This is a genomic window from Cellulomonas persica (assembly GCF_007989825.1).
Lineage (GTDB): Bacteria > Actinomycetota > Actinomycetes > Actinomycetales > Cellulomonadaceae > Cellulomonas > Cellulomonas persica.
Genome location: NZ_BJUA01000014.1, coordinates 41,187 through 63,582, shown reverse-complemented (window position 1 = coordinate 63,582; position 22,396 = coordinate 41,187). Strand labels below are relative to the sequence as shown.

Here is a 22,396-nt window from a genome sequence, read left to right as displayed (position 1 = left end):
CCGGCGGGTCGCGACGCGCGACGCGGCTCAGGCCGCCAGCCCCCGCCGGACCGCCTCCGCCATGAGCGTGCGGCCGAGCTCGAGCACCAGGTCGTGCACCGCGTCGCCCGCCGTCCGCGGGTCGCGCGAGCGCAGCGCCTCGACGAGCGCGGCGGTCTTGCTCTCGACGACCTGCGGCTCCGGGTAGCCGGGCAGCAGGCCGAGCAGCCGGTCCACGTGCGGGCGCATCCCGACGACCGTGCGGGTCAGCATGCGGTTGCCCGCGCGCTCCAGCAGCACGTCGAACGCGGCGTCCAGCTCGAGCGCGCGCGTGATGCCCTCACCGTTCGCGTGGGCCTTGGTCGCCTGCTCGAGGTGCGCCTCGACGACCGCCAGGTCCGCCGCGCCGAGGTCGGGTGCGACGCGCGCGGCGGCCTGGCCGCAGAGCGTCGCGACGACGTCGAGCACGTCGTCGAGGTGGTGCGGGTCGAGCGGCGCGACGCGCGAGCCGCGGTTGGGCTGGTAGGCGAGCAGGTCCTGGTCGCCGAGCCGGCGCATCGCGTCGCGCACGGGCGTGCGCGACACGGACAGCCACGCGCCGATCTCCTCCTCGCGCACGACCTCGCCCGGGGCGAGCTCGCCGCTGACGATGACCGCCATGAGGCGCTCGTACACGATGTCCGCCAGGAGCAGCCGCCCGGACTCGACCGCTGCGGTCTGAGAGGGGACGGGCATGGTGCCTCCTGCGCGAGATGGGGCGAGTCCGTTCGAGCGTATGCACGCACACGCAGGGGCACGAGGGACCCACGTCCCGGCCCCGGCCCCGGCCCGGCGCTGGTCGCAGGGGCGGGCTCAGCCGGCGACGCGCGGCGCCCGGACGACGAGCGCGTCGGGGTCGACGCGTGCCGTGACCTCGGTGACGCGCCCGATCACCTCGCCGTCGACCTGCGCCTGCTCGCCGCCCGAGACGACGACCCGGATGTGGCGGGCACGCGTGTGGTCGATGCGGCCGACGCCCTTGGGCATCCCCTTGACGCCGACACCCTGCAGCACGACCTCCCCGAACAGCTGCGCCCAGCCGGCGACACCGCCGCGCGTGTCGATCGCCGCGACGTCGAGCCAGCCGTCGTCGACGACCGCGTCGGGCAGGAGGGTCAGGCCGCCGGGGAGCTTGCCGCAGTTGCCGACGAGCAGGCTGCGCAGGCGGGCCGACGTCGCGGGGGAGTCGTCGATGCGCACGTGCACGCGCGTGCGGCGGCCGTGCAGGTGCTTGATCCCGGCGACGAAGTAGGCGATCCACCCGACGCGCGCCTTGAGGTCGTCGTCGGTGTCGGCGACCATCGCCGCGTCGAAGCCGAGCCCGGCGATGACGAGGAAGAGGTGCTCGTCGTCGTTGTGCGCGCGGATCCCGTCGGTCTCCGCGAGGTGCGCGGCGTGCACGACCGTGAGCCAGCCGACGTCGATCGTGCGGTCCCGGCCGCCGAGGGCCACCTCGAGCGCCGCGAGCGGGTTGCCGACCGGGATGTCGAGGTTGCGTGCGAGCAGGTTGCCGGTGCCGAGCGGCAGCAGACCCATCGGGATGCCGGTGCCGACGAGCGCGGACGCGACCGCGCGGACCGTCCCGTCGCCGCCGACGGCCACGACGACGTCGGCGCCGTTGGTGATCGCGTCCCTGGCCTGGCCCACGCCGGGGTCCTCGACGGTCGTCTCGAACCACAGCGGCTGCGGCAGGTCGTGCTCGCGCGCGGCGCGTTCGATCGCCACGCGCAGCGCGGGCACGTCGGGCTTGGTGGGGTTGGCGACGAACGCGAGCTGCTGCCCGCGCTCGCGCACCTCGCGGCCGAGCGACTGCGCGCGCGGGCTGCTGATGACGGTCGAGCTCTCGAGCCGTCGGCGCAGGTCGCGCTGGCGGGCGGCCACGACGGCGGCGACGACGAGGGCGGCCAGCGCCAGCACACCGGCGACGACCGCGACCCAGGCCTCCCACCTCACATGCGCAACCTACCCAGCGCGTCGCCGCTGGTCGCCTGGAATGCGGCCGTTCACCCGGCGGTGTGCGTGGGCGGCGATCGTCGGGCACCCGGACGCGGCCCGAGCCCGGCGGTCGCGAGCGAATGCGGTTCAGCGTGCACCGGCCGGGTCGGTAGCCTTCGAGGGTGATCGATCTCAAGCTCCTGCGTGACGACCCCGACACCGTGCGTACCAGCCAGGTGACCCGTGGGGACGACCCCGGCCTCGTCGACGAGGTCCTGGACGCCGACGCGCGTCGGCGTTCCGCGCTCACGGAGTTCGAGCAGCTGCGCGCCGAGCAGAAGGCGCACGGCAAGAAGGTCGCGCAGGCCACGGGCGACGAGAAGCAGGCGCTCCTCGCGCACGCCAAGCAGGTCGCGGAGCGCGTCAAGGCGCTGCAGGCCGAGGCGGACGCGGCGCAGGCGAAGGCCGACGAGCTCGCGCGCCGGATCGGCAACATCGTCGAGGACGGCGTCCCGGCGGGCGGCGAGGACGACTACGTCGTGCTCGAGCACGTGGGCACGCCGCGCGACTTCGCCGCGGAGTACGGCGCGGACTTCGTCGTGAAGGACCACCTGGAGCTCGGTGAGGGGCTGCAGGCGATCGACACCGAGCGCGGCGCTAAGGTCTCGGGTGCGCGCTTCTACTACCTGACCGGCATCGGGGCGCGGCTCGAGCTCGCGCTCCTCAACGCGGCGGTCGACAAGGCGCTCGCGGCGGGATTCACCCCGGTGATCACGCCGACGCTGGTCAAGCCGGAGGTCATGGCGGGCACCGGCTTCCTCGGTGCGCACGCCGACGAGGTCTACCGCCTCGAGGCCGACGACCTGTACCTCGTCGGGACGAGCGAGGTCGCGCTCGCGGGCTACCACTCGGGCGAGATCCTCGACCTGTCGGACGGCCCGAAGCGCTACGCGGGGTGGAGCGCGTGCTACCGGCGCGAGGCCGGCTCGTACGGCAAGGACACGCGCGGCATCATCCGCGTGCACCAGTTCCACAAGGTCGAGGCGTTCTCGTACACGACCGTCGAGGACGCGCAGGCCGAGCACCGCCGCATCCTCGCGTGGGAGAAGGAGATGCTCGCGCTGGCCGAGCTCCCGTTCCGCGTGATCGACACGGCTGCGGGCGACCTGGGCAGCAGCGCGGCGCGCAAGTTCGACTGCGAGGCGTGGCTGCCGAGCCAGCAGCGCTACCTCGAGCTCACGTCGACGTCGAACTGCACGACGTTCCAGGCGCGTCGCCTGGGCGTGCGCGAGCGCACCGCGGACGGCCAGGTCCGCCCGGTGGCGACGCTCAACGGCACGCTGGCCACGACGCGCTGGATCGTCGCGATCCTCGAGAACCACCAGCGGGCCGACGGTTCGGTGCACGTCCCGGTCGGGCTGCGGCCCTACCTGGGCGGCCTCGAGGTGCTGGAGCCCCGATGACCCGCACCCGCCTGGTCGCGCTCGACGTCGACGGGACGCTCATGTCCTACGACGGGGTCGTCTCCGACGGCGTCCGGGAGGCGATCGGCGGTCTCGTCGACGCGGGCGTGCACGTCGTGCTCGCGACCGGACGCGGGGTGCACTCGGCGGCCCCCGTGGCCCGTGCCCTGGGGCTCGTCGAGGGCTGGCTCGTGTGCTCGAACGGCGCGGTCACGGCCCGTCTCGACGACTCCGAGCCGTCGGGCTTCGCGATCGTCGACACGGTGACGTTCGACCCGGGCCCGGCGCTGCGCGCGATCGCGCTCGAGCTGCCGGACGCGCTGTACGCGGTCGAGGACCTGGGTGTCGGGTTCCGCGTCTCGGAGCTGTTCCCCGCGGGTGAGCTGAGCGGGGAGATGGCGGTCGTCGGGTTCGACGAGCTCGCCGCGACGCCCGCGACGCGCGTCGTGATCCGAGCGCCTGGGGCGAGCCCCGAGGAGTTCCACGCGCTCGTCGAGCGTGTCGGGCTGCACGAGGTCGAGTACGCGGTCGGCTGGACCGCGTGGCTGGACCTCACTCCCGGCGGCGTGTCCAAGGCGAGCGCGCTCGAGGCCGTGCGCCGGCGCCTGGGCGTCGAGCCGTTCGCGACGCTCGCGATCGGCGACGGCGGCAACGACCTGCAGATGCTCGAGTGGGCCGCGCGCGGCATCGCGATGGGGCATGCGCCCGAGCGCGTGCGCGGGGTGGCCGACGAGGTCACCGGCACGATCGACGACGACGGTGCGCTGAGCGTCCTGCGCGGGCTCCTGGCGTAGCGCCGAGGCGGCACCACGCCTCACCCGCGGCCGGCCCGCCGCCACGGCGGTGGCCGCCGCGCGTCGGTACGTCCGTGCTGGTCGCGCGCGTGCGACGCGCCGGAGCGCGCCACGCGCATGACGGTCGATTCGTGACTCAACCGTGACCGCTTTGTCCCGTCTCTCGGGTTGCGGTGGATTTCTGCAACGGATTGCATCGTGGGGATGGCGCGCGGACGTCGACGTCCGCGGGTGCGGCCATGACGACACGGAGGTCTCATGAACGTCAAGCGCAAGCGTCGGTACACCCTCGTCGCGGCCTCGGCCGCGGCCCTCGCCCTGGTTCTCACCGCCTGCTCGAGCGACGACGACGGCGGCGGCGGGGACGGAGACGGGGGTGGCGACGCGACGTCGAGCGCGGACTGCGCCGACTTCGAGTCGTACGGCGACCTCTCCGGCAAGACCATCACGATCTACGCGGGGATCGTCGACCCCGAGGACCAGCCCTACAAGGACTCGTTCGTCCCGTTCGAGGAGTGCACGGGCGCCAAGGTCGACTACCAGGCCGACAAGCAGTTCGAGCAGCAGATCCTCGTGCGCGCCCAGGCCGGGAACCCGCCCGACATCGCGATCGTCCCGCAGCCCGGCCTGCTCGCCCAGCTCGTCGCGACCGGCACCGTCAAGGAGGCCCCGGAGGCCGTCGCGGCCAACGTCGACGAGTTCTGGGGCGAGGACTGGAAGGCGCTCGGCACGGTCGACGGCACGTTCTACGCCGCGCCCTCGGGCGCGAGCGTGAAGTCGCTGGTCTGGTACTCGCCGCAGGAGTTCGAGGCGAACGGCTGGGAGGTCCCGACGACGCTCGACGAGCTCACGACCCTGTCCGACACGATCGCCGCCGACTCGGGCCACAAGCCGTGGTGCGCGGGCATCGCGTCCGACGCCGCGACCGGCTGGCCGGTCACGGACTGGATGGAGGACTTCGTCCTGCGTGAGGGCGGCCCCGACGTGTACGACCAGTGGGTCAGCCACGAGATCGCCTTCAACTCGGAGGTGCCGACCGCGGCCCTCGACGCCGTCGGCACGTTCCTCAAGAACCCCGACTACGTCAACGGCGGGTTCGGCGACGTCTCGTCGATCGCGACGACCGCGTTCCAGGACGGCGGCCTGCCGATCCTCGACGGGCAGTGCTCGCTGCACCGCCAGGCGAGCTTCTACGCCGCCAACTTCCCGCAGGGCACGGACATCTCCGAGAACGGTCAGGTGTTCGCGTTCTACCTGCCGGGCAAGACGGCCGAGGACAAGCCGGTCCTGGGCGCCGGCGAGTTCGTGACCGCGTTCGCCGACCGTCCCGAGGTGCAGGCGCTGCTCGAGTTCTGGAGCACCGACACCTGGGCGAACCTCAAGGCACAGGCGAGCGTCGACCGCACGAACGGTGGCTGGATCACCGCCAACAAGGGCCTGGACGCGTCCATCCTGACGAACCCGATCGACAAGCTCTCGGCCGACATCCTGCTCGACCCGAACGCGGTGTTCCGCTTCGACGGCTCGGACATGATGCCCGCCGCGGTCGGCTCGAACGCGTTCTGGAAGGAGGCGACGAGCTGGATCACCGGTCAGTCGACCAAGGACACGCTCGACAAGATCGAGGCTGCCTGGCCGTGACATGAGGCAGGTGCCCCGGGGGCGGACGGCCCCCGGGGCACCTGCCTGCACACAGCCCCCCGCTCGTTCCCCCTGCTCTGCTGGGAGGTGCCATGCAAGCCGCTGACAAGCTGGTGGGGATGGTCGTCGCGCTCGTCGCGTTCGCCGTCGTCATCGGCGCCATCCTGCTCGTCGTCCACCTGCTCGAACGCCGCGGCGCCCGACGCGTCGCGTGGTGGTTCATCGGTCCGACGCTCCTGCTGATCGCCGTCGGGCTCGTCTACCCCGCGCTGCGGACCGTGTGGCGCTCGCTCTACGACGCCGCCGGGACCAGCTTCATCGGGCTCGGCAACTACACCGACATCTTCACGTCCGGCGAACAGCTCGTCGTGCTGCGCAACACGGTGCTGTGGGTGCTCGTCACGCCGTTCGTCGCCACGGTCGTCGGGCTGATCTACGCGATCCTCGTCGACGGGGCCAAGGGCGAGGCGGCCGCGAAGGCGCTGATCTTCCTGCCGATGGCGATCTCGTTCGTCGGTGCGTCGATCATCTGGAAGTTCATGTACGAGTACCGGTTCTACGACCCCGCGGTCGAGAACAACCCGAACCAGATCGGGTTCATCAACCAGATCATCGTGTGGCTCGGCGGGACACCGCAGAACTTCCTGCTCAACAGCCCGTGGAACAACTTCTTCCTCATCGCCGTGATGATCTGGATCCAGGCCGGGTTCGCGATGACGATCCTGTCCGCCGCGATCAAGGCCATCCCGAGCGAGATCACCGAGGCCGCGCGGCTCGACGGCGTGAGCTCGCTGCAGCTCTTCCGCTTCGTGACCGTCCCGAGCATCCGGCCGACGCTGATCGTGGTGCTCACGACGATCGCGATCGGGTGTCTGAAGGTCTTCGACATCGTCCGGACCATGACCGCCGGGCGGTACGGCACGTCCGTCGTGGCGAACGAGTTCTACACGCAGAGCTTCAGCGCCGGGAACCAGGGCCTGGGTGCCGCGCTCGCGGTGCTGCTGTTCGTGCTCGTCGTCCCGATCATCGTCTACAACGTGCACCACCTGCGGAAGGCGAGCCGATGAGCGCCGTCCAGATCGACACCGCGACCGTCGACGGGCCCGTCACGCCCGGTGGTGGCCGCGAGACCACCGCGGCAGCCGCGCGCCGTCGCCTGTCCAAGCCGTGGGCCTCGCTGTTCGCCGTGGTCCTCGCCGTGCTGTGGACCATCCCGACGCTCGGCCTGCTGGTCACGTCGTTCCGGCCTGCGACCGACATCAACAACAGCGGTTGGTGGACGGTCCTGACCAACCCGAACTTCACGCTCGAGAACTACGAGACGGTCCTGTCGAGCGACAGCTCGCAGTCGCTCGCGCCGTCGATCATCAACTCGGTCGTCATCACCATCCCCGCGGTCGTGCTGCCGATGTTCCTCGCGACGCTCGCGGCGTACGCGTTCGCGTGGATGAACTTCCGGGGCAGGAACGTCCTGTTCATCGCGGTGTTCGCGCTGCAGGTCGTGCCGATCCAGGTCACGCTCATCCCGCTGCTCAGCCTGTACGTCGACATCGACATCGCCGGCACGTTCTGGGCCGTGTGGCTGTCGCACACGATGTTCGGGCTGCCGCTCGCGGTGTTCCTGCTGCACAACTTCATGCAGGAGATCCCCGGTGAGCTCATCGAGGCCGCGCGCGTGGACGGCGCCGGGCACGTGACGATCTTCTTCCGCCTCATGCTGCCGATGCTCAAGCCCGCGATCGCGGCGCTCGGCATCTACCAGTTCCTGTGGGTGTGGAACGACCTGCTCGTCGCGCTGACCTTCGCCGGCTCGTCACGGGACCTCGCCCCGATGACCGTCGCGCTGCTCAACCTCACCGGCACCCGCGGGTCGCAGTGGTTCCTGCTCTCGGCGGGTGCGTTCGTGTCGATCATCATCCCCGCGATCGTGTTCCTGTCGCTGCAGCGCTACTTCGTGCGCGGCCTGCTCGCAGGGTCCGTCAAGGGGTAGCCGGGCTCGCTCGGTGCGGTGACGGGGCGGGCTAGCCTGACGGCGTGCCCGCCCCGCTGCTGTTCGTCGTCTCCGGGGTCACGCAGTACGTCGGGGCCGCCGTCGCGGTCGGGCTGTTCGCGCGGCTCGCACCCGCGAGCCTGGGGTGGCTGCGCGTCGTCGTCGCCGCGCTCGTGCTGATCGGCTGGACCCGGCCCTGGCGCACGCGCGCGCTGTGGACGTGGCCCGCGCTGCGCACCGCCGCCGCGTTCGGCGTCGTGCTCGCCGCGATGAACGCGGCCTTCTACGTCGCGATCGACACCCTCCCGCTCGGCACCGCGGTCGCGCTCGAGTTCGCCGGACCCGTGGCGGTGGCCGCGATCACCGGCCGTGGGTGGCGCGACCGCGTGGCGATCGTCGTCGCGGCCGGTGGGGTCGTGCTGCTCGCCGGGGTGAGCCTGCACCTGGGCGACGACGCGACGCGCGGGCTCGTCGCGATCGGCGTCGCCGCGACCTGCTGGGCGTTCTACATCGTGCTCGGGCGTCGCGTCGCGTCCGCGCCGACCGGCGGGCTGAACGGTCTGGGCGTCGCGCTGGCCGTCGGGGGCCTCGTGCTCGCACCGTTCCTCGCGCACGGCGCCGGGCCGGTGCTGGCGGACGCGCGGCTCGCCCTGCTCGTCGTCGTGGTCGCGCTGTTCTCGTCGGTGGTGCCGTACGGCATCGAGCAGGTGGTGCTGCGGCGCGTGAGCGCGGCGACGTTCGCGGTGCTGCTCGCGCTGCTGCCCGCGACCGCGGCCCTCGTCGGCGCCGTGCTGCTGCAGCAGGTGCCGCACGGCATCGAGATCGTCGGGCTCGTGCTGGTCTCCGGCGCGATCGCCCTGACCGCGCACCGCGACGACGCGACGCGGGAGGTCCCGCCGCCGGCGTGACGGGGTCCCTGCCGAGCGGTTCGTCGTTCGCGCACGGGTTCGTCGGGTGGCGGCGACGCACCGGTGCCGGGACGACGAAGCGCGGCGCCGGGACGACGACGCCGGGGGCGGATCAGCGGACGCGCGGGGTCAGAGGTACTGGCCCGTGCCGCCGCGCTCGTCGTCGGACGGCTGCGCGTGGCCCGTCAGTCCCGTCGGGTGGATCGCACCCGGCGGGAGCGCGCGGCGCATCTGCTGGAGCTGGGCCTGCGTGGCCATCTGCTGCGCGACGAGCGCGGTCTGGATGCCGTGGAACAGGCCCTCGAGCCAGCCGACGAGCTGCGCCTGTGCGATCCGCAGCTCGGCGTCCGACGGCGTCGCGTCCTCCGTGAAGGGCAGGGTGATGCGGTGCAGCTCCTCGATCAGCTCGGGGGACAGGCCCTCCTCGAGCTCGGCGAGCGACCGCTCGTGCACCTCCGCCAGCCGCGCGCGGGCCGCCTCGTCGAGCGGTGCGCTGCGCACCTCGTCGAGCAGCTGCTTGACCATCGTGCCGATCCGCATGACCTTGGCCGGCTGCGCGACCATGCCGCGGACGTCCTCGTCGTCGGCGTCGTCCTCAGGCCCGTCGCCGGAACCGGCACGGCCGGACCTGGTGGGGTCGTCGGGGGCGTCGTCGGACGCCTCGGGGCGGGAGCCGTCCGGCGGGACGACCAGGATGCGGGGTTCACGCTCGTCGTCGGTCACCCGGGCATTCTCGCCGAAGCCACCCGCCCGGACCAGGCGGGCACCCGGCCACTAGGGTGGCGCCATGCCATGGCTCAGCACGGCCGCGCACGCGCGCTGGCTGGAGCAGGAGACGGACCGGCTGCTCGCGTTCGGGCGCCGCTCGGCGCTCGTGCCCGGCGCGTTCGCGCGGCAGGACGACGCGGGGGAGCCGGTCGACGGCCCGTGGGAGCTGTGGATCGCGTGCCGCATGACGCACGTGTACGCGCTCGCCCACCTCCTGGGCCGCCCGGGGTCAGCGGCACTCGTCGACCACGGTCTGGCGGCGTTGGCCGGGGTGTTCGCCGACGACGAGCACGGCGGCTGGTTCGCCGAGGTCGGCCGGGACGGCGCACCGGTGACGACGACGAAGGCCGCGTACCCGCACGCGTTCGTCGTGCTCGCCGCGGCGTCGGCGACGACCGCCGCACGGCCCGGTGCGCGCGCGCTGCTGGACGCGGCGCTCGCGGTGCAGGCCGAGCACTTCTGGGACGACGAGGCCGGCATGGTCGTCGAGGAGTGGGACGCGTCGTTCACCGAGCTCGACCCGTACCGCGGCGTCAACGCGAACATGCACACGGTCGAGGCGTACCTGGCGGCAGCGGACGTCACGGGGGAGCGCGTGTGGCTGGACCGCGCCGCGCGGATCGTCGAGCGCGTCGTGCACCGCCTCGCGCGCGGCCACGCGTGGCGGATCCCGGAGCACTTCGACGCGCGCTGGAACCCGCTGCTCGAGTACCACGTCGACACGCCCGCGCACCCGTTCCGGCCGTACGGCGCGACGATCGGCCACGCGTTCGAGTGGGCGCGGCTGACCCTGCACGTGCGGGCCGCGCTCGAGGCGCTCGACGGCGCCGCGCCCGAGTGGATGCTCGAGGACGCGACCCAGCTGTTCGCCGCGGCCGTCGTCGAGGGGTGGCACGTCGACGGCGCGCCCGGGTTCGTCTACACCGTCGACTGGACCGGTGCGCCCGTGGTGCGCGAGCGCATGCACTGGGTCGCGGCCGAGGCCGTGTCCGCCGCCGCCGCGCTGCACGCCGCGACCGGCCAGGCCCGGTTCGACGCCTGGTACACGACCTGGTGGGAGTACGTCGGAACGCACCACCTGGACCGCGAGGGCGGCTCGTGGTGGCACGAGCTCGGCACCGACAACGCCGTCTCGCGCACGATCTGGTCCGGCAAGGCGGACATCTACCACGCGGTGCAGGCGACGCTGATCCCGCGGCTGCCGCTGGCGCCCGCGCTGGCTCCCGCGCTCGCGGCCGGCCTGCTCGCCTGAGCGTCCCGCTGTTCTGCTGTTCCGGTGCTTCCCCTGGTCCCGTGGGTGCTCAAGGGACCAGGACGAGCTTGCCGAACACCTCGCCGCTCGCGAGCAGCTCGTGCGCGCGCGCCGCGTCGTCGAGCCCGAGCGTCCGGTGCACGACCGGCCGCAGCCGGCCGTCGACGACGAACGGCCACACGTGCTCGCGCACCTCGGCCATGATCCGCGCCTTGTCGGCGGGCTCGCGCGAGCGCAGCGTCGTCGCGATCACCCGGCCCCGGCGGGCCATGAGCGTGCCCAGGTCCAGCGTCCCGCGGCGCCCCTTCTGCAACCCGATCACGACGAGCCGGCCACCCGTCGCGAGCACGCGCACGTTGTCCTCGAGGCCACCCGCACCGAGCACGTCGAGCACGACGTCGACGCCGCGCCCGTCGGTGGCGGCCAGGACCTGGTCCGCAAGGTCGTCCGCGCGGTGGTCCAGCGCGACGTCAGCCCCGAGCGCGGCGACGCGCGCCACGCGCTGCGGCCCGCCCGCGGTCGCGATCACGCGCAGCCCCAGCAACCGGGCCAGCGGCACCGCGATCGAGCCGATCCCGCCCGAGCCGCCGCGCACGAGGACCGTCTCGCCCGGTGCGGCCTGCGCCTCGCGCAGGTTGGACCACACGGTCGCGAGCGCCTCCGGCAGGGCGCCGGCCTCGACCGGCGAGACCGCCTCGGGCACGCGCAGCGCGAGGGCGGCGGACACGACGACGCGCTCGGCGTAGCCTCCGCCCGCGAGCAGCACGGCGACGCGGTCACCGACCGCGAGCTCGTCGGACCGCGCGCCGCGCGCCGGCTCTGCCGCGCCCTTCGTCGTCCGGCTCGTCGCGGCCTCGTCGGCCGCCGGACCGACGGCCAGCACGACGCCCGCCGCCTCGAGACCCGGCCACGGCGCGGCGCCCGGAGGCGGGGGATAGGCGCCCGCGCGCTGCAGGAGGTCCGCGCGGTTCACGCCCGCGGCCTCGACCGCGACGAGCACCTCGCCGGGACCCGGGACGGGCTCGGGGACGTCCTGCACCGCGAGGACCTCGGGTCCACCGGGCTCGGTCACGACGACTGCGCGCACCTGGGCACCATAGTCGGGACCTTCGGCACTCCCCATCACGCACATGTGGTGGTGCGCGTCCACCTCGTCCCGGTTCGTCGTATCCCTCTGGGTGAGGTCCGTGGCAAACTCTGGCGCGGGCTAATGGTCGATCGTCCAACGGCCGATACTGCGGCACGGGTGATCCATCGTCGTGTCCGCGCCGACGGAACCCCGCGTCAGGCGAGGAAGGGAACGAGATGCTGCGACGACTTGGCATTAGAGCCAAGGTGCTGGCCGTACTGGCCGTGCCGATGCTCGTGCTGGTCCTTCTCGGTGCCTACATCTCGGTGAGCGCCCTCGACGACCTGAACGAGGCGCGTGCCGCACAGAGCGTCACCTCCACGCTGCGCGCGTACATGCCGCTGGGCCAGGCGATCGACACCGAGTACATCGTGTCGATGACGAGCCGCGACCCCGAGACGATCGCCGCCGCGCAGGCCGCGACCGACGTCGCGCTCGCCAACGTGCGCAAGATCAGCGGCGACATCCCGCTCGACAAGTTCTCGGACGCGGTCGTGCAGCAGTGGGAGTCGGTGCAGGCCGACTACGAGACGACCCTGCCCGCCGCCCGCCTCGCGGTCGAGCGCGGTGGTGTGTCCTCCGTCGTCCGCGCGAACTTCCAGACGATCGAGAACGGCCAGCTCGAGCTCGTCGCCCAGATCGCGGAGACGTTCCCGAACCGTGACGTCGCCGCCGCCGTCACCGGCTACCGCACGCTCTCGCAGACGTCGACCGACCTCGTCGCCGAGCTCATCCAGGGCTCGTCGCTGCTCGCCGGAACCGTCAGCCCCGCGCTCGGTTCCGTGTACCAGGAGAAGGTCGACGCGGTCGAGGTCAGCCGGACCAACGCGGCCGTCGCGCTGAACCGCATGTCGGGCGTCGACCTCAAGCTGCCCGCCGGCCACCCCTCGTCGCAGTTCATCGCGCAGCGCGCGCTGCTCGCCAAGGGCGAGCTCGAGTCCGTCCAGAAGGTCGACCCGGCCGCCTACTCCGCGGAGATCGAGGAGCAGACGACCGCGCTCGTCCAGGTCGCCGAGAACGCGATCAAGCACGCGCAGACGCTCGCCGACGCAGACGTGGACGCCGCGACGCAGCGGACGTACCTCACCATCGCCGCGACCGTCCTCGCCTTCGCGCTGTCCCTGCTGCTCGCGCTCGTCGTCTCCCGGTCGATCGTCATCCCGCTGCGGCGCCTGACCTCGGCCGCCTCCGACGTCCGTGAGCGCCTGCCGCAGATCGTCGAGCAGGTGGCGACCCCGGGTGAGCAGCCGGACGTGCAGCTCGAGCCGATCCCCGTGACCTCGCGCGACGAGGTCGGCCGGCTCGCCCAGGCGTTCAACTCGATGAACTCCACCACCGTGCGCGTCGCGCAGGAGCAGGCCGCCCTGCGTGGGTCCATCGCCGAGATGTTCGTCAACGTCGCCCGTCGCGACCAGGTGCTCCTCAACCGCCAGCTGTCGTTCATCGACTCGCTCGAGCGTTCCGAGGAAGACCCGAACACGCTCGCGAACCTGTTCCGCCTCGACCACCTCGCCACCCGGATGCGTCGTAACGCGGAGTCGCTCCTCGTGCTCGCGGGCATCGACTCGGGTCGTCGTCTGCGCGACTCGATGCCGCTGTCCGACGTGATCCGCACCGCCTCGTCCGAGATCGAGCAGTACGACCGCGTCGAGCTCGACCTGCAGGTCGACCCGCACATGCTCGGGTTCAACGCGCTGCCCGCAGCCCACCTGCTCGCCGAGCTGCTCGAGAACGCCACGGTCTTCTCCGAGCCCGAGACCCCGGTCACCGTCACCACCGGTGTGTCCGGTCAGTTCGTCGCGGTCCGCATCCGCGACCACGGCCTCGGCATGACCGACGAGGAGATCGTCGCCGCCAACGCGAAGATCGTCTCGTCGGGTGCCGGTGACGCCCTCGGTGCCCAGCGCCTCGGCCTCTTCGTCGTCGGCCGCATCGCCCAGAAGCTCGGCGCCGCGGTGCGCCTCGCCAAGGCCGAGGGCGGCACGGGTACCGACACGACCGTGCTCCTGCCCGCGTCGCTGTTCTCCACCAACGAGAACTCGACGTACGGTGCGCCGTCCATCGAGGCCCAGGTCGCCGCAGCCGCCGTCGAGGCGCCCGAGGTCGCCCCCGTGGACCTCGCCGCGCTCACCGACGGCGAGACGGCGCTCGGTCTGCCGCGACGTCGCCGTGGCGAGGGCGAGCCGTCGGCCGACTCCGCGCCGATCCCGGTGCCGGGTGCCGCCGGCGGTCTGCCGACCCGCGGTGGCGGCGAGCTCCCGGCCCGACCGCGCAAGACGTTCGACGAGAACGCGATCGTCCTGCCCGAGACGGCCGTCCCGACCCTGTCTCCCGACCTGTCGTCGTCCGCGCCCGACTGGGCGCCCGCGACGCTGCAGGCGGCGTCCGGCTCCGGCCTCCCGAGCCGTGCCGCGCGCTCCACGACGCCCGCGGTCGCCCAGGCGGCCCCGGCCGCCCCGGTGCAGGAGGAGAAGCCCGCGTCGTCGGTGCCCAGCCCCGCCGCTCGTGCCGGCCTGTTCTCCGGCTTCCGGGGCCGCAGCGCGCTCGGCGAGGACGGTGGCAACGACCAGGTCCGCGCGCCGTGGATGGCGCTCGGCGCGCACGGTCTGTCCCCGGCCCAGCCCGAGGTCCCCGCGCTCGCCGAGGACGACGACGAGCAGCAGCCCGTCGACGAGCCCGCTCCCGCCGTGCTCGAGGTCCCCGGCCTCGCGCCCGACGACGACGACGAGCCCGCCGTCGCGCAGTCGCAGGAGTGGGCGCCGACCTTCGCCGACGACCTCGCGTCCGAGCCGCAGCCGACCGAGGCAGCCGACGAGCACGAGGCGGCCGACGAGCACGCGGCCCCCGCCGACGAGCAGGTCGCCTACCAGCCCGAGGCGTACACGCCCGAGCAGGCGCCCGCCGAGCAGGCGTACGAGCCGTACGCGCCGGTCGCCGAGCAGGCACCGGCCGAGCAGGCGTACGAGCCGTACGCGCCCGTCGCCGAGCAGGCGCCCGCCGAGCAGGCCTACGAGCCGTACGCGCCCGTCGCCGAGCAGGCGCCCGCCGAGCAGGCCTACGAGCCGGCGTCCTACGAGTCGGCGGCCTTCGAGCCCGCCGAGCAGTCGGTCGTCGACGCGCCGTCGTACCAGGAGCAGCCGTCGTACGAGCCCGCCGCCTACGAGCCCGCGAGCTACGAGCCCGCGCCGACCGGTGCGATCGAGCCCCTCGTGGCCCGTGCCGCGAGCGAGCCGTCGCACGACCTCCCGCAGTGGGAGGCGCCCGCGGTCGACCTCGCTCCGGCCGTCGACACGCAGCCGGAGCAGCAGTACGAGCCCTACGCGGCTCCCGCCGAGCAGCCGGCCGAGCAGGCCGCCGCCGAGGAGCAGGCCGCCGAGCAGCACGTCGAGCAGCACGCCGAGCCGTCGGTCGTCGACGTCCCGGTCGCGGCGCCGACGCCCGTGCCGTACACCTCGTACAGCGGGTACGCCGGATGGTCCTCGCGGGGCCGTGCGCAGGTCGACCCGTCGCAGCCGTTCGACTTCGAGCGCACGCTCGACGAGGCCCGCGCGTGGCACACGGGTGCGGTGCCGGCCGTCGCCGAGCCGGTGGCTGCCGCCCCCGCGGTCGAGGCCGAGCCCGAGGCCGAGCCGCAGGCGTACGAGCCCGCCTCGTACGAGCCGGCGTCCTACGAGCCCGCGTCGTTCCAGCCGGCGAGCGCCGAGCCGGCCCACGAGCCCGCTGCGTACCAGCCCGCCGCGTACCAGCCTGCCGCGTTCCAGCCGGCGGAGCCGCTGAGCTACGAGCCCGCGTCGTACGCGCCCGAGCCCGTGGCGTCCGAGCCCGTCGCCGAGCAGGTCGTCGAGGATCAGCCGGCCTGGCAGGCGCCCGCGTGGGACGCCCCGACCGAGCTGCTCCCCGCGGAGCCCGCCGCCGAGCCGGCAGCCGAGCAGGATGCTGAGCCCGTCGCCGAGGCGCCCGCGTTCGGGACGTTCGCGGTCCCCGGCCTCGCCGAGGACGAGCCCGAGCAGGACCCGGTCTGGGCCGAGACGACGCCCGCGTGGGGTGCTCCCGCGTGGCCGTCCCTCGCGCAGACCGAGACGCCCGACGCCCCGTCGGCGCCCACGGCCCCGGCTCCGTCGGTGTTCGAGGCGCAGCCGGCCCCGGTCGCGCCGCAGCCCGCGGCGCCGGTCGCTCCCGTCGCCGAGCAGCCCGCACCCGCCGCCGGGTGGAACGCGGGTAGCGCGGACGCCGGTCTCGGCGCAGCCGCAGGCTTCGGTGCGGCAGGCGTGGCCGACCTCGCGCCGGCCGCCGAGGAGAAGGGCGGCAAGAAGCGCTGGGGTCTGTTCGGTCGCCGCAAGGGCGAGCAGAGCGGCACCACCGGTGCGACGCCCGCGGCGAGCTTCACCCCCGCCTCCGAGCCGGTCGCCGCGTGGTCGGCGCCGGCCCCGGTCGAGCAGCCCGCCGCCGAGCCGACGCGTCAGTCCGCGTGGTCCGCGCCCGAGCCGCCGGCTCCGGTCGCCGCACCCGTGGTCCCGGCGCCCGCCCCGGCGCCCGTGCCGGCGTCCTCCGGCTCGTGGGCTCCGCCGGAGTGGGCAGCGCCCCGCCAGTCGGCGGCCGCCGCCACGGTGGACGTGCCGAACCCGGTGGTCCCGCAGTCGGTGGCACCGCGGATCGGCACGCTCGACGACAACGTCGCCGCGATGCTGGCGCTGCGCTCCGACATCCAGGAGCAGGCGCTGTCCGAGCTCAGCCAGCTCTCGACGTACCGGCCGAGCGTCGCCAGCTCGGGCGAGCGCCTGACCAGGCGCGTCCCGACGGCCATGCCGCCGATCGCCCCGGCTCCGTCGGAGTCCGCCGGCAAGGGCCCGCAGCGTGACCCCAACGAGCTGCGGAGCCGCCTGTCGAGCTTCCAGTCCGGCACCTCTCGTGGCCGTCAGGCCGCGGGCGACTCGCCTCGGAGCTCCTCATGACACCTGCCGCTGTTCCCCACATCGCCCCCGCCGTGGGGACGTACGAACCCGCAGTCGTCGACTGCACCAGCAAGGAGGAAGTGTGACCGCGCTCAGCACCGAGGCAGCCAATTTCGGCTGGCTCCTGGACAATTTCGTCCGGACCGTGCCCGGCACTCGCCACACGCTTGTGGTGTCGGCCGACGGTCTGCTCATGGCGATGTCGGAACAGCTGGACCGCACCAGCGGCGACCAGCTGGCCGCGATCGTCTCCGGCATGTCGAGCCTGACCCGCGGCGCGTCGCGGCAGCTGCGTGCGGGGGAGGTGCGTCAGGCGATCATCGAGATGGACACGCTGTTCCTCTTCCTGATGACCGTCTCGAACGGCTCCGTCCTCGCCGTGGTCGCCGACTCGAGCTGCGACGTCGGCCTCATCGGATACGAGATGGCCATGCTCGTGTCCCGCACCGAGGCGACCCTGACCCCGCAGCTCATCTCGGAGATGCGCGGCCAGCTCCCCGTCGACGGCGCTACCCGAGCCCCGGCTGTCTGAGGAGCCCATCCTTCATGAGTGAGCACATCGAGTACGTCGCCCGGACGGTGCGGCCCTACGCCGTCACCGGCGGGCGCGTGCGCTCGGCGCGCTCCGACCTGCCGATCGAGGCGTTGGTCGAGGCGCTGCCCGACGCAGTGTCGAGTCAGGGTCTGCCGCCGGAGCGGCGTGCGATCCTGCAGCACGCGGCGAGCACCTACATCTCCGTCGCGGAGCTGTCCGCACTGCTCCACCTCCCGATCGGAGTGATCAGGATCCTGGTCTCGGACATGTCCGACCAGCAACTCGTGCGCGTGCACACCTCTCAGCCGGTCGAGGTCAACACCGGTGAGTCCCCCGCCCTGTCCCTGAGCGTGCTGGAGAGTGTTCTCAATGGCATTTCCGCCCTCTGACGCCGCGGTGGCCGCTCCGGCCGGAACCGCCGGTGCAGTCGCCCCCACCGTCGTCAAGATCGTCGTGGCCGGCGGCTTCGCCGTCGGCAAGACCACCTTCATCGGATCCATCTCGGACATCGAGCCCCTGAACACCGAGGCCGCGATGACCGAGCACTCCATCGGCGTCGACGACGCCGGCGGTGTGTCGGACCACAAGACCACCACCACGGTCGCCATGGACTTCGGCCGCATCGCGCTGCCGGGTTCGCTGTGGCTGTACCTGTTCGGCACCCCGGGCCAGGACCGCTTCCTGTTCATGTGGGACGACCTGGTGCGCGGCGCGATCGGCGCCGTCGTGCTGGTGGACACCGACCGGCTCGACCAGTGCTTCCCGGCAGTCGACTACTTCGAGAGCCGTGGCATCCCGTTCGTCGTGGGTGTCAACTGCTTCGACGGCGTCGCCAAGCACGCGCTCGAGGACGTCCGCGAGGCGCTCGCCATCCCGGCGCACGTCCCGGTGCTCTACACGGACGCGCGTTCGCGTGCGGCCACCAAGCAGGCCCTGATCGCCCTGGTGCAGCTCGCGATGGAGCGCCTGCGCCAGCGCTGACCAGCGACCTCGACGGCCGGCCACCCGCATGCGGGGTGGCCGGCCGTCGGCGTTCGTGGGATCTCGCGCGGAGCGCCCGCGCCCGGCGCCGAGCGTGGGCGATCATGGGACCGTGCCCCAGCCCGCCGTCGGTCGCCCGCGTGTGTACGCGGACGGGTCGGCGCTGTCCCGGTACCTGCCCGGGGCGCCGCACCGCGCGCCGTGGCTCACGTGGGCACGGTCGAACGGCCCGCGGCTGCTGACGACCCAGCTCGGCGTGAGCGAGCTGCGGGGGACCGCCCGGATGCACGACGCCGAGGCGCGCGAGATCGCACAGCGCGTCCTGCTCGAGGTCGAGGTCGTGCGCATCTCCGACCAGGCCGTGAACCGCGCGACCGACGTGGCCGGGGTCCTGCCGCCGTTCGTCGCGATGCACCTGGGCGCGGCGCGGGCGCACCCGGACGTGACGGCCGTGGCGACGTACGACGCGCGTCTGGCACGGGTGGCCGTCCTGTACGGGCTGGAGATCGTGACCCCCGGCCGTGCCGAGCGCTGGTGGGAGGCCGACGCGACGCCCTGGCTGGCCTGACGCGCAGCGACCTCTGTCGCCCACGCCGGGGCGCCCCTACCGTGGGGCCATGAGCACCCCGCGGGTGGGCGAGGTCGAACCGGAGACGGTCCAGACGGCGCGCGGCCGCGCGGCGCGCGAGCACCTGCCGCGCAGGGCTCTCGCCGCGCTCGGCACGGACCGGCCTGGCCGGGACCCGGTGTCCGAGGTGCTGGCCCAGGAGGTCGACCGGCTGCCGGACCTCCTGCCGCTGCGGCACACGCGCATGGCGGCGTCGCCGCTCGCGTTCTACCGCGGCACGGCGGGGCTCATGACGGCGGACCTCGCGGGCGCCGCGCACACCGGGTTGCGCGCGCAGCTGTGCGGTGACGCGCACCTGAGCAACTTCGGTGTCTTCGGGACGCCCGAGCGTCGGCTGGTGTTCGACCTCAACGACTTCGACGAGACCCACCCCGGCCCGTTCGAGTGGGACGTCAAGCGGCTCGTCGCGAGCATCGAGCTCGCGGGACGGGCGTTGGGCCTGGACGCCGACGCGCGTCGGCGGGCGTGCGCGCGCACGGCGCGGGAGTACCGGCAGACGATCCGCACGTTCGCCGAGGCCCGGGCGGTGGACGTCTGGTACGAGAGCCTGGACGCCGCGGACGTCGGGCTCGGGGACCGTCTCGGTCTCGACCGCACGGCGCGCCGGGGCTGGCAGCGACTCACGAGCCGCGCGACGTCGCGCGACCACCGCCACGCGGCGGCCCGGCTGACGACGCTGACACCCGACGGCGAGCGCAGGTTCGTCGCCGACCCGCCGCTGCTGGTCCCCGCGACCTCCTACCTGGGTCCCGCCGAGGCGGTGACGTTCCGCGAGGGCATCGCGGACCTCGTCGGGCAGTGGCGCGCGAGCCTGCCCGCGGACCGGCGTCACCTGGCGGCGCAGTACCGGGTCGTCGACGTGGCCCGCAAGGTCGTGGGCGTGGGAAGCGTCGGCACGCGCGCGTGGGTGCTGCTGCTCGTCGGGGCGTCGTCGGACGACGTGCTGGTGCTGCAGGCGAAGGAGGCACGCGCGTCGGTGCTGGAGGCACACCTGCCGCCCGGCGCGTACGACCACCCCGGGCGCCGCGTCGTCGAGGGGCAGCGGCTCATGCAGGCGGCGAGCGACGTGTTCCTCGGCTGGCAGGACGGGATCGGGCTCGACGGCGTGCCGCGCGCGTACTACGTGCGCCAGCTGCGCGACTGGAAGGGCGCGGTCGACGTCGCACGCATCCGCCCCGAGGCTCTCGTGCCGTACGGGCGCGCGTGCGCGTGGACCCTGGCCCGGGCGCACGCGCGGTCGGGGGAGCGGATCGCGATCGCGGCGTACCTGGGCGCGTCGTCGCGGGCCGACGAGGCGTTCGCGCAGTTCGCGACGACCTACGCCGACCAGGTCGAGCGCGACCACGCGGCGTTCACGGCGGCCGTCGCCGACGGCGACGTCGGCTCCTGATCGTCGCCCGCCTGCTCGACGAGACTGCAGCACCCGGCGATCCCGGCCCCCGCCGCGCGTGCCGTCGACGATGGATGCAGCGAAGAATGCAGGTCGCGCGCACGCCGAGCGCCGATCTCCTGCATCCATGCCTGCACCGACGTGGCGAGTGGCGGCCGGGGGCGGGGCCTGCGCCGGCCCGGCGTCGGTGAGAGGGCGCCTCGGGGGAGAGGGGTGCTGTGGGAGACTCGGGGCCGCCGGTCTCGACCGGTGAGGAGGGCTGGCTGAGCGGCCGAAAGCGACGGTCTTGAAAACCGTTAGGGCGGGACCTCTCGTCCTCAAGGGTTCGAATCCCTTGCCCTCCGCCGCACACCCGAACATCGCGCCCCGTCGTCGCCACGTGCGAGACCGTCGACGGCGCGTGGGGTCGGACGAGCGTGGGGTCGTCAGACGAGCGCGAGGTCGTCAGCGACACCTGACGACCTCACGTCGTACTGACGACCCCGCGCCGACCTGACGACCCCGCGCCGATCGGACGAGCTGACGCTGAGCGCAGGCGACCCGCGCCGGCCCTCCGGCGGCGGTGGGTCAGCCCAGGAGCTTGGCCTTCTGGGCCTCGAACTCCTGCGGGGTGAGCACGCCCGCGTCGCGGAGCGCTGCGAGCTCCTTGAGCTGCGCGATCTTGTCGTCCATCGTCGGCTCGTCGGCCGGCGCCTCGACGGGTACCGCGTAGACGGGCTGCGCCGGTGCGTACGTGGGCTGCGGCTGCGCGTAGGTCGGCTGGGCGTAGCTCTGCTGCCCGGCGGCGGCGTCCTGCGCGGCCCACCGGCCCTGCTGGCGGCGCTGGACGCGGCCCGAGACCGCGCTGGCCGTCCCGGCGACCACTGCTGTGCGGGCCACCCCGCGGATCAGTCCTGGCACGTCGTCCTCCTGGTGGTTCCTGGTGCTGTGGTTCGGGTGGTTCGGGTGCGTGGGGCTGGGCGTCGCGCGGGCGCCGTCAGACCGCCTCGGCGGCGTCGAGCGCCGCGATGATCGCGGGGATCGGGATGCGTCCACCGGCGACGAGCTGGCCGCCGCCCTTGCGCAGCGCGGTCGCGAACGGCGCGGCCCAGGCGTTCTCGTAGACGAGCACGCCGGCGGCGGACCCGGGCGTCAGCGCGACGCCCACCTCGTCGAGGTCGTCCTGCCCGACGAGCGACGACGACGCACCCGCGAACACCGTCAGGTCGAAGTCACCGGTCACGTCGAGGTCGGTGATCTCCACACCGGACACGACCCCGTCGTGGTCCTTGCGGACGAACGCCAGGTCGAGCACGCGGATGATGCCGCGCTCGACGAGGTCGACGAGCAGCGGGAACGCCGTCCCGTCGAGCCGGTCCTGCGGGAACTCGACGACGAGGTAGTCGACGGGTCCCATCTCCTCCAGGTCGACATCCATCTTGTCCTCCTCACGCGCCGGGTCGGTCCCGGTGCCGTCGGTGTGCGGGGCGGTTCCCCGCGCTGCGGTGTCGAGGGCGTGCCCGGCCGACTCGAGGCGGGTCAGCAGGTCCGCGAGCTGGACGTCCTCGAGGTGGTAGGTGCGCGACCGGGCGTGCAGGAGCGTGTGCTCGGTGACGAGCAGCCGGCCCATGAGGGTGCCGAGCGCGCCGCGCACCACGATCTCGACCTCGGGCTGCTCGGCGGCATCCAGGGTGCGCAGACCCAGGACGTCGAGGCCGAGCGAGCCGAGCCGCTGCAGCACGCCGAACAGCGCGGCGCCGTCGCGGACCTCGGCGACGAGGACGGTGTGGGCGGCGCCGTACCGCACGCCCGACTCCTCGAGCGCGTCCATCTGCTCGTCGTCGACGGGCCCCTCGATCGTGAGCTCGATGATCCTGGATCGCACGGTGCCACCTCCCGCCGCGTCCCACTATCACCGCGAGGCACGGGTGATAAATCACCCATATGGGGTGTCCGAGCCCTACGCTGCCCTTATGGCGGCGCAGACAACTGCTGCTGGTGCGCTGAGGGGGCGTGGCGCACCGCCGTTGGCG

19 protein-coding genes and 1 tRNA gene are annotated in these 22,396 nt (G+C 73.4%); 14 read left to right on the top strand and 6 right to left on the bottom strand.

What is annotated here, in order from left to right; genetic code table 11:
- Positions 1–27: 27 nt before the first annotated feature.
- Positions 28–714 (bottom strand): GntR family transcriptional regulator, encoded by a 687-nt coding sequence (locus CPE01_RS13370; protein WP_146807317.1) that lies wholly within the window; start codon positions 712–714, stop codon positions 28–30.
- Between the two features lie 117 nt (positions 715–831).
- Positions 832–1,971, bottom strand: a complete 1,140-nt coding sequence (locus tag CPE01_RS13365) for a diacylglycerol/lipid kinase family protein (RefSeq protein ID WP_146807316.1) — start codon at positions 1,969–1,971, stop codon at positions 832–834.
- Between the two features lie 164 nt (positions 1,972–2,135).
- Between CPE01_RS13365 and serS the strand changes: the two genes are divergently transcribed.
- The 6 genes from serS to CPE01_RS13335 all read left to right on the top strand — a co-directional run bounded on the left by serS (position 2,136) and on the right by CPE01_RS13335 (position 8,749).
- Positions 2,136–3,416, top strand: a complete 1,281-nt coding sequence (serS, locus tag CPE01_RS13360) for a serine--tRNA ligase (protein WP_146807315.1) — start codon at positions 2,136–2,138, stop codon at positions 3,414–3,416.
- Complete coding sequence (locus tag CPE01_RS13355; protein WP_146807314.1) at positions 3,413–4,210, top strand: HAD family hydrolase; 798 nt, start codon at positions 3,413–3,415, stop codon at positions 4,208–4,210. The genes serS and CPE01_RS13355 overlap by 4 nt, the downstream gene beginning before the upstream one ends.
- A gap of 258 nt (positions 4,211–4,468) precedes the next feature.
- Entirely contained in the window at positions 4,469–5,851 is a 1,383-nt protein-coding gene (locus tag CPE01_RS13350; RefSeq protein ID WP_146807313.1) for an ABC transporter substrate-binding protein, read from the top strand.
- A gap of 92 nt (positions 5,852–5,943) precedes the next feature.
- Positions 5,944–6,918 carry a carbohydrate ABC transporter permease gene (locus tag CPE01_RS13345; protein WP_146807312.1) on the top strand — a complete coding sequence of 325 codons (975 nt, stop codon included), beginning with the start codon at positions 5,944–5,946 and terminating at the stop codon, positions 6,916–6,918.
- Positions 6,915–7,841, top strand: a complete 927-nt coding sequence (locus tag CPE01_RS13340) for a carbohydrate ABC transporter permease (RefSeq protein ID WP_186811541.1) — start codon at positions 6,915–6,917, stop codon at positions 7,839–7,841. The genes CPE01_RS13345 and CPE01_RS13340 overlap by 4 nt, the downstream gene beginning before the upstream one ends.
- 44 nt (positions 7,842–7,885) lie before the next feature.
- Positions 7,886–8,749: an EamA family transporter gene (locus CPE01_RS13335; RefSeq protein ID WP_146807311.1), complete on the top strand. Its 864-nt coding sequence runs from the start codon at positions 7,886–7,888 to the stop codon at positions 8,747–8,749.
- 129 nt (positions 8,750–8,878) lie between these two features.
- Here the strand turns inward: CPE01_RS13335 and CPE01_RS13330 are convergent, their stop codons facing one another.
- Complete coding sequence (locus tag CPE01_RS13330) at positions 8,879–9,472, bottom strand: bacterial proteasome activator family protein (RefSeq protein ID WP_146807310.1); 594 nt, start codon at positions 9,470–9,472, stop codon at positions 8,879–8,881.
- Between the two features lie 64 nt (positions 9,473–9,536).
- On the opposite strand from CPE01_RS13330, the gene CPE01_RS13325 reads away from it, so the two are divergent.
- Positions 9,537–10,769, top strand: coding sequence for an AGE family epimerase/isomerase (locus tag CPE01_RS13325; RefSeq protein ID WP_146807309.1), 1,233 nt, complete (start codon positions 9,537–9,539; stop codon positions 10,767–10,769).
- 49 nt (positions 10,770–10,818) lie between these two features.
- On the opposite strand, the gene CPE01_RS13320 is transcribed toward CPE01_RS13325, so the two are convergent.
- A complete protein-coding gene (locus CPE01_RS13320) occupies positions 10,819–11,856 on the bottom strand; it encodes an NAD(P)H-quinone oxidoreductase (RefSeq protein WP_146807308.1) in 1,038 nt (345 codons plus the stop codon).
- Between the two features lie 218 nt (positions 11,857–12,074).
- Here CPE01_RS13320 and CPE01_RS13315 point away from each other — a divergent pair, with 218 nt between their 5' ends.
- The 7 genes from CPE01_RS13315 to CPE01_RS13285 all read left to right on the top strand — a co-directional run bounded on the left by CPE01_RS13315 (position 12,075) and on the right by CPE01_RS13285 (position 20,728).
- A complete protein-coding gene (locus CPE01_RS13315) occupies positions 12,075–16,850 on the top strand; it encodes an ATP-binding protein (protein WP_146807307.1) in 4,776 nt (1,591 codons plus the stop codon).
- An 82-nt stretch (positions 16,851–16,932) separates the two neighbouring features.
- Complete coding sequence (locus CPE01_RS13310) at positions 16,933–17,382, top strand: roadblock/LC7 domain-containing protein (protein WP_048342676.1); 450 nt, start codon at positions 16,933–16,935, stop codon at positions 17,380–17,382.
- 14 nt (positions 17,383–17,396) lie between these two features.
- On the top strand, positions 17,397–17,774 hold the full coding sequence (locus CPE01_RS13305; RefSeq protein WP_048342677.1) for a DUF742 domain-containing protein: 378 nt from the start codon (positions 17,397–17,399) through the stop codon (positions 17,772–17,774).
- A complete protein-coding gene (locus CPE01_RS13300; RefSeq protein WP_146807306.1) occupies positions 17,755–18,366 on the top strand; it encodes a GTP-binding protein in 612 nt (203 codons plus the stop codon). The genes CPE01_RS13305 and CPE01_RS13300 overlap by 20 nt, the downstream gene beginning before the upstream one ends.
- A 112-nt stretch (positions 18,367–18,478) precedes the next feature.
- A complete protein-coding gene (locus CPE01_RS13295) occupies positions 18,479–18,934 on the top strand; it encodes a PIN domain-containing protein (RefSeq protein ID WP_222592929.1) in 456 nt (151 codons plus the stop codon).
- 49 nt (positions 18,935–18,983) lie between these two features.
- Entirely contained in the window at positions 18,984–20,384 is a 1,401-nt protein-coding gene (locus CPE01_RS13290; RefSeq protein WP_146807304.1) for a DUF2252 domain-containing protein, read from the top strand.
- Positions 20,385–20,637: 253 nt separating this feature from the next.
- Positions 20,638–20,728: transfer RNA gene (locus CPE01_RS13285), tRNA-Ser, on the top strand.
- A 223-nt stretch (positions 20,729–20,951) separates the two neighbouring features.
- On the opposite strand, the gene CPE01_RS13280 is transcribed toward CPE01_RS13285, so the two are convergent.
- Both CPE01_RS13280 and CPE01_RS16645 read right to left on the bottom strand, forming a co-directional pair.
- Positions 20,952–21,284: an SHOCT domain-containing protein gene (locus CPE01_RS13280; RefSeq protein WP_146807303.1), complete on the bottom strand. Its 333-nt coding sequence runs from the start codon at positions 21,282–21,284 to the stop codon at positions 20,952–20,954.
- Between the two features lie 76 nt (positions 21,285–21,360).
- On the bottom strand, positions 21,361–22,248 hold the full coding sequence (locus CPE01_RS16645) for a DUF6325 family protein (RefSeq protein ID WP_222592928.1): 888 nt from the start codon (positions 22,246–22,248) through the stop codon (positions 21,361–21,363).
- Positions 22,249–22,396 lie beyond the last annotated feature (148 nt).

What these genes read in the sequence shown, in the direction of transcription:
- CPE01_RS13370 (WP_146807317.1), bottom strand. Translation starts at nt 714, where the DNA reads ATGCCCGTCCCCTCTCAGACCGCAGCGGTCGAGTCCGGGCGGCTGCTC.
- CPE01_RS13355 (WP_146807314.1), top strand. Translation starts at nt 3,413, where the DNA reads ATGACCCGCACCCGCCTGGTCGCGCTCGACGTCGACGGGACGCTCATG.
- CPE01_RS13350 (WP_146807313.1), top strand. Translation starts at nt 4,469, where the DNA reads ATGAACGTCAAGCGCAAGCGTCGGTACACCCTCGTCGCGGCCTCGGCC.
- CPE01_RS13345 (WP_146807312.1), top strand. Translation starts at nt 5,944, where the DNA reads ATGCAAGCCGCTGACAAGCTGGTGGGGATGGTCGTCGCGCTCGTCGCG.
- CPE01_RS13340 (WP_186811541.1), top strand. Translation starts at nt 6,915, where the DNA reads ATGAGCGCCGTCCAGATCGACACCGCGACCGTCGACGGGCCCGTCACG.
- CPE01_RS13325 (WP_146807309.1), top strand. Translation starts at nt 9,537, where the DNA reads ATGCCATGGCTCAGCACGGCCGCGCACGCGCGCTGGCTGGAGCAGGAG.
- CPE01_RS13315 (WP_146807307.1), top strand. Translation starts at nt 12,075, where the DNA reads ATGCTGCGACGACTTGGCATTAGAGCCAAGGTGCTGGCCGTACTGGCC.
- CPE01_RS13305 (WP_048342677.1), top strand. Translation starts at nt 17,397, where the DNA reads ATGAGTGAGCACATCGAGTACGTCGCCCGGACGGTGCGGCCCTACGCC.
- CPE01_RS13300 (WP_146807306.1), top strand. Translation starts at nt 17,755, where the DNA reads ATGGCATTTCCGCCCTCTGACGCCGCGGTGGCCGCTCCGGCCGGAACC.
- CPE01_RS13290 (WP_146807304.1), top strand. Translation starts at nt 18,984, where the DNA reads ATGAGCACCCCGCGGGTGGGCGAGGTCGAACCGGAGACGGTCCAGACG.